The sequence below is a fragment of the Dietzia sp. B19 genome (assembly GCF_014145155.1).
Lineage (GTDB): Bacteria > Actinomycetota > Actinomycetes > Mycobacteriales > Mycobacteriaceae > Dietzia > Dietzia natronolimnaea.
In genome coordinates, this window is sequence record NZ_JAALED010000014.1 from 1 (window position 1) to 9,152 (window position 9,152).

General features: G+C 70.5%; 6 protein-coding genes. 5 read left to right on the plus strand and 1 reads right to left on the minus strand.

Annotation, left to right across the window (positions count from 1 at the left end):
• Positions 1–3,762: amino acid adenylation domain-containing protein (locus tag G6020_RS00720; protein ID WP_182609322.1), on the minus strand; the 3,762-nt coding region annotated here is incomplete at its 3' end.
• Positions 3,763–3,937: 175 nt separating this feature from the next.
• Here G6020_RS00720 and G6020_RS00725 point away from each other — a divergent pair.
• From G6020_RS00725 to G6020_RS00745, 5 genes are all read left to right on the plus strand, one after another.
• On the plus strand, positions 3,938–4,885 hold the full coding sequence (locus tag G6020_RS00725; protein ID WP_182609323.1) for an NAD(P)/FAD-dependent oxidoreductase: 948 nt from the start codon (positions 3,938–3,940) through the stop codon (positions 4,883–4,885).
• A 52-nt stretch (positions 4,886–4,937) separates the two neighbouring features.
• Positions 4,938–6,458, plus strand: a complete 1,521-nt coding sequence (locus G6020_RS00730; protein ID WP_182609324.1) for an ABC transporter substrate-binding protein — start codon at positions 4,938–4,940, stop codon at positions 6,456–6,458.
• 20 nt (positions 6,459–6,478) lie between these two features.
• Complete coding sequence (locus G6020_RS17395) at positions 6,479–7,396, plus strand: ABC transporter permease (protein WP_194307917.1); 918 nt, start codon at positions 6,479–6,481, stop codon at positions 7,394–7,396.
• The gene (locus G6020_RS16815) at positions 7,393–8,190 is read left to right on the plus strand and encodes an ABC transporter permease subunit (RefSeq protein WP_182609326.1); all 798 of its coding nucleotides are present in this window, start codon (positions 7,393–7,395) and stop codon (positions 8,188–8,190) included. Before G6020_RS17395 ends, G6020_RS16815 begins: the two co-directional genes overlap by 4 nt.
• A gap of 80 nt (positions 8,191–8,270) precedes the next feature.
• The coding region (locus tag G6020_RS00745; protein ID WP_182609327.1) for an ATP-binding cassette domain-containing protein at positions 8,271–9,152 on the plus strand (882 nt) is incomplete at its 3' end.

Here is a 9,152-nt window from a genome sequence, read left to right on the forward strand (position 1 = left end):
TCCGGCGGCGATCGTCACCTCCACGCCGGATCCGGCACGGGCCATATCGAGGAGGTCCGTGCCCGACTCGTGCGAGGCCCGGGCGGCGGGAGAGGGCGCGACCGGCGTGGCGGGCACGGTGAGCGTGGCGGGCGTGGCGGGAGCTGCGACGACCGCGGCAGTCTGAGCGGGCTGGGTCCCGGGCTCGAGCCCGAGCCCCTGGTCCGAGTCTTCGCGGAGGATCCTGCCCAACGGTGTTGCCAAGAGTTCCTCTAGGTCCGGCCGGGAGCCGGTGAGGTCCTCGACGAGGTTCGCTATGCGCACCACGGCGAGTGAGTCCAGCCCGGCAGCCAGCGGTTCGAGAGCCGGATCCACGTCGTCCGGCAGCAGAGCTGCCAGCTCGGGCACCAGAACTGCGGTGCCTGTCGCACCCGCCTGTAGGCGCGCTCCGTCGGACTCATCGTGTCGCGTGTCGTCGGACCCGATAGGAGCAAGTGCCACGGGAGGAGACGGCTCGGGTTCAGGCTGCACGGGGCTGGGCTGCGCGGCTTCAGGCCGCGCCAGTTCAGGCTGCGCGGCGGTGTCCGTCCCTGGGGTCGGCGACGCGGTGGAGAACGGGTTGGGAAGCGCTCTGTGGTCGATCTTGCCGTTCGCCGTCACCGGTAGCTCCCGGTGAATCATGACAGCGGTGGGGACCATGTACGCCGGCAGCGCGTTCCGGAGGGCGGCGCGGATAGCACGCTGGTCGAGACCGGATTGCGGGGTCAGGGCGACGTGCCCGACGAGGCGCTTGCCACCGCCGGGGCCGTCGACCGCGCTACAGACTCCTGCTCGTACTCCGTCGAGGCGCGTGAGTGCGGCGTCGATCTCGCCGAGCTCGACGCGGTAGCCGTTCACCTTGACCTGGCGGTCGACGCGGCCGAGGAACCGGATGGTCCCGTCGGGCAACCACATCCCCTCGTCGCCGGTGCGGTAGAGGCGTTCGTCGTAGAGGGGATGGACCCGGAACCGTTCCGCGGTCTGTTCCTCGTCCCCCAGGTACCCGCGTGCCACGCCGTGGCCGCCGATGAACAACTCGCCCGCGACGCCCACCGGAACCGGTTCCCCGTCCGGGCCGTCGAGGATTCGGAACCACTGTCCGTCCAGCGCCGTGCCGTAGGGAATGGACGGCCACTGCGGATGGACGTCACCGACGACGTGGTGGATCGACCAGATGGAGGCCTCTGTCGCCCCGCCGAGGCTCACGACGACGGCATGCGGTGCGAGGTCGCGGAGTCGATCCGGCAGCGTCACCGGGATCCAGTCGCCGGACATCATCACCAGCCTGAGCGAACCCAGCGCCGTGCGTGCACGCTCCGGATCCGATTCCGCATAATCGGCGAGCATCTCGGCCAGTGCGGGTGCGGAATTCCAGATCGTCACGCCCTCGGTCTCGATAGTGCGCAGCCACTGCTCGGGATCGGCCTCCGACCCGCGTTCGGGCAGGACCAGTCGCGCGCCGGCGGACAGGCCGCCGAAGATATCCCACACGGACAGGTCGAAGCTCAATGCGGACAAGCCCAGGACCACATCCGTCGGACCGGGTTCGAACCGGCGGGCCAGATCGTCGATCGTCGTCCTGGCCTGACCGTGCTCGATGGCGACGCCCTTGGGCTCCCCTGTCGAGCCCGAGGTGAAGATCGTGTACGCCAGCCCGGTCCCCTCGACAGAGGCGAGATCGGGACGGACCGCATCGTCCACCGGCCGTTGGATCACGGCGGGAATCACAGTGACCCCGCCGGGCAGGGACGTCCCCTCGGCGGCGAAGGCGAACCGGGCCCCGGCGCGGGCGGCGATACGTTCAACGCGGGTGAGCGGCCACGCCGGGTCGACGGGCACATACGCGGCGCCCGCCGAGGTGATCCCGAGGACGATGCCGATCTGTTCCACCGATTTGCCGAGCTGGACGAGGATCGGCTCCTCGGGTGAGACGCCCCGGGAGATCAGCTCACCGCGGGTCCACGCCGCGATGGACGCGAGTTCGTCGGCATCCGCGACTCGGTCCCCTTGCGAGACCACCCGCCGCGTTCCGTCCTCGTCCAACACCGCCAGCACCGGCTCGTGGAGACCCGGGCCGGTGGCGTAGGAGACCGGTCGCGCCCTCGGGGTGCGGACCCAGGGGTCGAGGAACAATCCCGGTCGTGTCCACGCGGCCTCGTCGCGGGCCAACACCTCGACGGCCGCCTGGACCGCACGGCGCATGCCGTCGACAATGCTCTCGTCGACCGCCCCGACCACGTGGTCCCAGGCCAGGACGAGCTCGTCGTCCTCTTCCCAGTGGATGGCGTCGAGGAGGACCTGAGGAGTCTGGGACACCCCGAACCCGCGGCGGCCGAGCCAGACGTCCGTGCGTGCCCCGGCGCGGTCCCCGATGGACGAGGTGAAGACGACGGGGTGTTCGGGGATGCCGGTCGACGGCCCGAGCAGCTCGCCGACCACTCGCGACGCCGGTACCGCGGAATGGTCCACCGCATCCCAGAAGTTGCGGGTCACGCGCACGGCGTAGTGGACGAACCCCTCGGCGCACTGCGTCCGAGCAGTGTCGAGGAGGGCGGTCCGGGTGGTGTCCCCCACGCCCGGTTCATCCCGGGCTTCGGGGTTGAACAGGGTTGTGACCAGGCAGAAGCGGTCACGGGCGCCGAAGCGCCGGAGGGCGAGAGCGAACAACGCCGCTAGCGCTCCTGCGGGCGAGACACCGTGTGCACGGGCCGCTGAGCGGAAATCCTCCCAGGCGCCGGAGTCCACCCGACCCTCCGATCGCCGGAAGCGCGGGGGTGTGAGCTGCTCGGCTCGCAGATGCGCGGTGTCCCACGGTCCACCCGGCAGGTCGTGCGCCTTCCCTCTCCAGAACTCCATGGCGTCGCGCTCGGCGGCCTCGGAGCGCGGCACGGCGGGTGGGGGGACCACCCCGTGCCCCGGCGCGGCCGCACCCCCACGTTCGTGTCGGTATTCCGAGCCCCACTCGTCGAGAACTCGTCGGATGCTGGGGAAGTCGATGAGTAACACGTCGAAACCCACGCACTGGACCACGGATCCGTCCGGGCGCAGCACGGTGGCGAGGGTGTGCACGGGCCATCTGTGGGCGGGCGCGCGACGGTGGGACAGGTCCTGCCGCGCCCGCTCTTCGTCCGCCTGCGGTTCCGAGACCGAGCGCAGATCCACGATCTCGAACCGATGTGCCCCCGGGTCGTCGAGTACCCGACCGGCGCCGTCACGACCGACCACCGCACGCAGCATCGGGTGACGGGCCACCACACGGTTCCACGCCGACTCGAGCTCACTGACGGTCGAGAGGGCGTCCGTACCGGGAGGCGTGACGACCTCGTATTCGGAGTAGAAGTAGGTCGAGACCCCGCCGAGAGGATAGTCGTCGCCTCGGCCGACCCAGTAGGTGCTCTGCACGGGACTCAGGGCGAACGTATCCGGGACCGACTCCCGGTCCACTGAGTCGACGGGGGACTTCCCTTCATCGTCGACCCTGCCCTCGCCCGCGGGCACCACCGCCGCCGACGTCACTGCCGACAACCGCGCGGCCGCACAACTCCGCTCGAGCGACTCGAGGTCGATGTCTCCCACGAAGTCCCGTAGGGGGATCCTCACCCCGGTCCGTTCCACCAACAGTCGCTGGAGCCGTACCGCCGAGAGAGAGTCCAGCCCCAGGTCCACCAGTTTTCCCGGCCCCACCGAGTCGACCTCCAGGACGTCGCAGACGGCAGCTGCGACTACGGACCGATTCGACGGCATAACCCACCTCTCACTCACACGGGAGCAGTCGCCGTCCGGACTGGGCCACGGCGCCACTCGGACGACTCTATTGATAATGAGACTCGTTATCAATAGAGTCTCTACAGTCGTTGCTCGTCTCCCCAGTGCGAGAGGGGACGACCGCACGTCCTCGCACAACCACCAGGGAGCCGCCATGTCATCGCCCACCCCGCCGGCCGTCGAGGTCGCCGTGATCGGTGCCGGACCGGCCGGTCTCACCGCAGCACTCGTGCTGGGCCGCCAGAAGCGAACGGTCGTGCTCGTCGACGCAGGGCAGCCCCGAAATGCCCCCGCGACCGAGATGCACATGTACCTCGGCTTCGACGGCCGGCCTCCCGAGCAGCTGCGCGGTGTGGGGATGGATGAGGTCGCCGCCCATCCGAACGTCGAGATCGTGCACTCCACCGTGTCGGGGCTCGAAGTGACCGACGACGACACGCCGATTCGTCTCGAGACCTCGGACGGCGGATCGTTTCTGGCCGAGCGACTCCTGCTCACCGCCGGAGTCCGCGACGACGTGAGCGGGATACCCGGAGTGGCGGAGCGCTTCGGTCAGGGGGTCTTCCACTGCCCGTTCTGCCACGGCCACGAGGTCGACGGGCGGCGGCTCGCCGTCCTCACCGACGCCCCGGAGAACCCCGCCCAACCGGGGTTGCAGGCGGTCTATCTCGCCACCCACTTCTCCCGCGACGTCACCCTGCTCGCCAACGGCCATTCCGTTCCCGACGAGATCCACGAGACCCTCGCACGCAACGGAATCGTCGTCGATCACCGTGCCGTCGCCGAGGTCACCGGGACCGACGGTGCTCTGACGGTCTCGGCCGGCGGCGAGGACCTCACCTTCGGAGCGGTGTTCCACACCCCCCGCGAACTGCCGCGGCACTCCGTTCTGGGACTCGATGTCGAGACCGAGGGCGCGCACATCCTGGTGGACTGGCAACAGCGCACGTCGGACCCGCGCGTGTTTGCCGCCGGTGACTGCGCCCGCCGTCGCGATGACCCCGTACCGCTCGCCTTCGTGGCCCGCGCCGTCGCCGCCGGGCAAGCCGCGGGTCTGTGGATCGACCAGGACCTCTTCCGCATCCAGGCCGGTCTCGGCTGACGCGGCCCCTCCCCACCCATCACCACGCACCTACCTAAGGACCACCACGCTCATGGATCGCCGCGGTTTCCTCCGTCTCATCGCCGTCACCGGTGCCGTCACCGGCGCTGGACTCACCCTGGGCGCCTGCGCCACCGAGGATGGGGGCGCAAACGGGGCCGAGGACGGCTCCGGCTCGACCGGAGCGGGGGGCACCGTCCGCGTAGCGGCGATGGTCTCCCCGGGGGACACGCTCGACCCCGCCGCAGCGACCTCACCGGGAGCGTGGGTCGGCATCTTCGCGGTCTACGACTCTCTGGTCGTCCTCCTCGACAACGAGCCGGTACCCCAACTGGCCGAGTCGATCACCTCGAACGACGCGGCCGATGTGTGGACGGTCCGGCTCCGGCCCGATGCCACCTTCTCGGATGGCTCGCCGGTGACCGCCGAGGACGCGCTCGCCTCGCTGGTCTACACGGCCGCCTCCCCGATGGCCGGATCCTTCCTCGCCCCGCTCGACACCGAGGCATCCCGCGCGGTCGACGAGCGCACCGTGGAGCTACACCTCAGCGCGCCGCGGGCCGACTTCGTCGAGGCAGTCCTGGCTCCGCAGAGTTCGGTGTACAAGGGCGGAGACCCCGAGAGCGGCGTCGGCTCGGGACCCTTCGTCCTCGAGTCCGGATCGGCCGAGGACGGGTGGGTCTTCACGCCCAACCCCCATCACCCTGGTGTCGGCATCGACCGACTCGAGGTGCGGTCGATCGCAGACCCCGATGCTCGAGCCCGCGCTGTGGTCTCCGGCGACGTCGACTATGCCAACGACCTCCCGGTCACCGCCGCGCGCACGGTGACCGAACCGGCCCGGATCACCGAGGGTGGTCCGGCGGACTCCAAGGCTCTGGGGCTCATCCTCAACACCCGCGTCGCGCCGTTCGACGACGAGCGGGTGCGCGCCGCGTTCAAGCTGCTGGTCGACCGGGAGAGCCTCGTCGGCACCGTCCTCGGCCAGGGCGCTGTCGTGGGCGAGGACGTCCTGGGCAAGGGCATCAGCGGTTACCCCGAAGACCTCTCCGAGGTCACCCGCGACCTGGCCCGTGCGCGGACCCTCCTCGAGCAGGCGGGGGTCGAGGAGCTGACCCTGGTGACCTCGGACGTGGTCCCCGGCCTCAACGACGCCGCCGAGCTACTGGTCACCCAGGCCCGCGAAGCCGGACTATCCCTCACGCTCGACCGTCGGGACCCGGCGGCCTACTTCGCTGACATCCCGGCCCTGATGGAACTCCCCCTGTTCTCCATCTACTGGGTCAATCGGTCAACGGCCACCGCACTGCCGTTCACCACGGGTACCGCGGGCGGCTTCAACCTCGACGGATTCGGTGCCGATGCGGCTTGGGACCGGCGTCTCGCCGACGCCGCGGCGATCACCGACGACGCCGAACGCCAGGCGGCGGTCTCCGAGCTCGCCGTGGAGGTGTCCGAGCAGGGGGGCCAGCTCATCTGGGGTTACCAACCGTTCCTCAACGGCACAACACACGCCGCCGGCGACGTCCCCTCGAGCCAGTCCGCGCCGTTCTTCGGGTCCCGCGCCGACTGATGGAGCCCAGACGAGCGGGGGTGCGGATCGCCCAGGCTCTCCTCACCTTCGCGGTCACCGTCGTGCTGGCCTTCTGGTTGGTCGACACGCTGCCCGGAGATGCCGCGACTGCATCGTTCGTCACCACCGACGCCTCCTGGCTCGCCCGCCGACGAGCCGAACTCGGACTCGACATCCCCGTCGCCGAGCGCTTTGTCGAGTGGCTCGGCGGGTTGGTCCGGGGTGACCCGGGTTTCTCGGCCTCGGGCATCCCGGTCGTCGACCAGATCAGCGAACCACTGGCTCGGACCGGTCTACTCCTGCTCGCGGCGATCCCTGTCGCCGCGGTGGCCGGGATCGGCGGCGGGATGATCGCCGGCGCCCGAGCCGGGTCCCGCACAGACCGGACGACCTCCCTCTTCGCAGCCGTCTTACTCGCCACCCCCGAGTTCGTCCTCGCGGTGATCCTCGTGACGGTTCTCTCGATCCAACTCGGGCTGCTTCCCCCGGTCTCGCTCGTCCCGCTGGGTGGTAGCCCGCTCGACCGGCCGCAAATACTCATCCTCCCGGCGGTCACCGCCGGGCTGGCCGTCGGCGCGTGGCTTCAGCGAACGGTCCGTGCCGTGGTGGCCGCCGAGGCCGCACGACCCCATGTCCGGTCAGCGCGACTGGCCGGGATCCCGCCACTGGCCGTCTTCATGCGGCACCTGCTCCCCGGTGCCACAGGGCCGATCGTCCAGCTCTGCGCACTCGCCGTGCCCGGCCTCATCGGCGCGTCACTCGTCGTCGAGGTGGCGTTCGGCTACGCGGGAGCCGGTAGCCTGCTCGTCACCCTCATCGCGAACCGCGACACCGTCCCAGTCGCCACCCTGGTGACCATCGCGGCCGGAGTCACCGCCACATCGTTGGCCATCGCCGATCTGGTCACAGAGTCCGCACCCCGGCGGTGGCTCCGGTGACACACGCGCACCTCGTCCGCGCACTCCTCGTCGGACTGCTCACGACGGGCCTCGCGGTCGCGCTACTCGGCCCCTTCGTGGCGCCGGTGCTCGGATTTCCCGACCCGGACGGCGTGGCCGGCGGAGCGTTCACCCAGGACCATGCGGTGTGGGGTACCGACCGGCTGGGACGGGACGTCCTGGCGCGGGCCTTTCACGGCAACCTGCCGCTCGTCGCGATCTCCGTGACGGCAGCCTTCCTGTCAACCGCGACAGGAGCCGTCATCGGCCTCACGCTCGCCTGGATCCCCCCGCTGCGGCCGGTCGTTCGATTTGCGACCGACGTGCTGGTCACCCTCCCCCCGGTGCTCATCATCCTGGTTGTGGCGACGGCTGGAAACGGCTCGGCCGTGGTCGTGGGGGCGGTGACGACAGTCCTGTTCATTCCGGTGAGCTCGCGATATCTGGAAGCCGCGAGCGCACCCCTTCTCGACTCCGGGTTCGTCGAGGTCGCGCGCGCGGAGGGACGGACGCGACTGGATGTCACAGTGCGGGAGGTTGTCCCGGGCCTGTCCCGCCCGCTGCTCACCGAGCTGTCCGTGCGCTTCACCAGCGCCGTCTACCTGGTGAGCACGCTGGCGTTCCTCGGCGGCGGGTTGGGTGGGGGCGGCGACGACTGGGCGTCGACCGTCCGGGATTCGATCGCCGGGGTGACCCTCAACCCGTGGTCCGTGATCGTGCCCGCGATAGGGATCGCGCTACTGACGGTGCCGCCCGCGCTGCTCGCCGATAGGGAAGGGCACGGAACGATCTGATGGTGACCGCCTCCGCCCTCTCCGTACGTGACCTGGTGATTTGGGACCGGACAGGCTCGCCGCGTCTTGAGGTACCGCGGTTGGACATCGAACCCGGCGAACGCCTGGTATTGGTGGGACCGTCCGGAGCCGGCAAGTCGACCCTCGCCCGCTCCTTTCTCGGCGACCTCTCCCCCGGCCTGTGCGTGGCCTCTGGTGCTGTCACCATCGACGGCGTGGACGCACTGGGGGCGAGCGCCCGGCAGGTCCGCCTGCTGCGTCGTCGCAGCTGCTTCGTCGACCAGGACCCGGGCGTTGCCCTGACGCCGTGGCGCCGGATCGATCAGCTCACCGAGGAGAACGCGGCCCGCCCGGGACTGGGCATCAACTACGCGCGGGAACTGGGCCTGCCCGTCGACGAGGACTGGCTGCGGCGCCGACCGGGTCAGCTCAGTGGTGGTCAGCGGCGAAGGGTGGCCATAGCGCGGGCTCTGTCCGTCGACCCGGGTCTAGTGGTGCTCGACGAGCCCACGGCCGGACTCGACCCGGACACCGCCCGGGCCTTCACCGAGTTAATCCTCTCCGTGACCGCGGGCAGAACTCTCGTCCTGGTGACCCATGACGCCCGCCTGGCGCGCGCGGTCGGGGGGAGAGTCGTGACGGTGGACGACGGTCGCCTGAGACAGGGGGCGCCGCCGGCGGACGAGGGCCGGGGGGCGACGCGCCAGGCACCCGAACCGGCATGGACACCTGCCGGCCTGTCCTTCGACTCACTCGCCGTGGCCCACCCGTACACCGCTCCCATCGGCCCACTTGACGCTGTCGTGCCGACCGGGGCACTCGTCGCCCTGGCGGGCCGCTCGGGCTCAGGGAAATCGACGCTGCTGCGCTGCGCCGCGGGTCTCCATCCTCCGGTCCGGGGGCGCGTGCTGATCCACGGAGAGCAGCTGGCCCCGCGGGTAGAGGACCGGCCGCGCGCCCAC

Bases quoted from the DNA above. Each gene is read 5' to 3' on its own strand.
- G6020_RS00725 (WP_182609323.1), top strand. From the start codon at position 3,938: ATGTCATCGCCCACCCCGCCGGCCGTCGAGGTCGCCGTGATCGGTGCC.
- G6020_RS00730 (WP_182609324.1), top strand. From the start codon at position 4,938: ATGGATCGCCGCGGTTTCCTCCGTCTCATCGCCGTCACCGGTGCCGTC.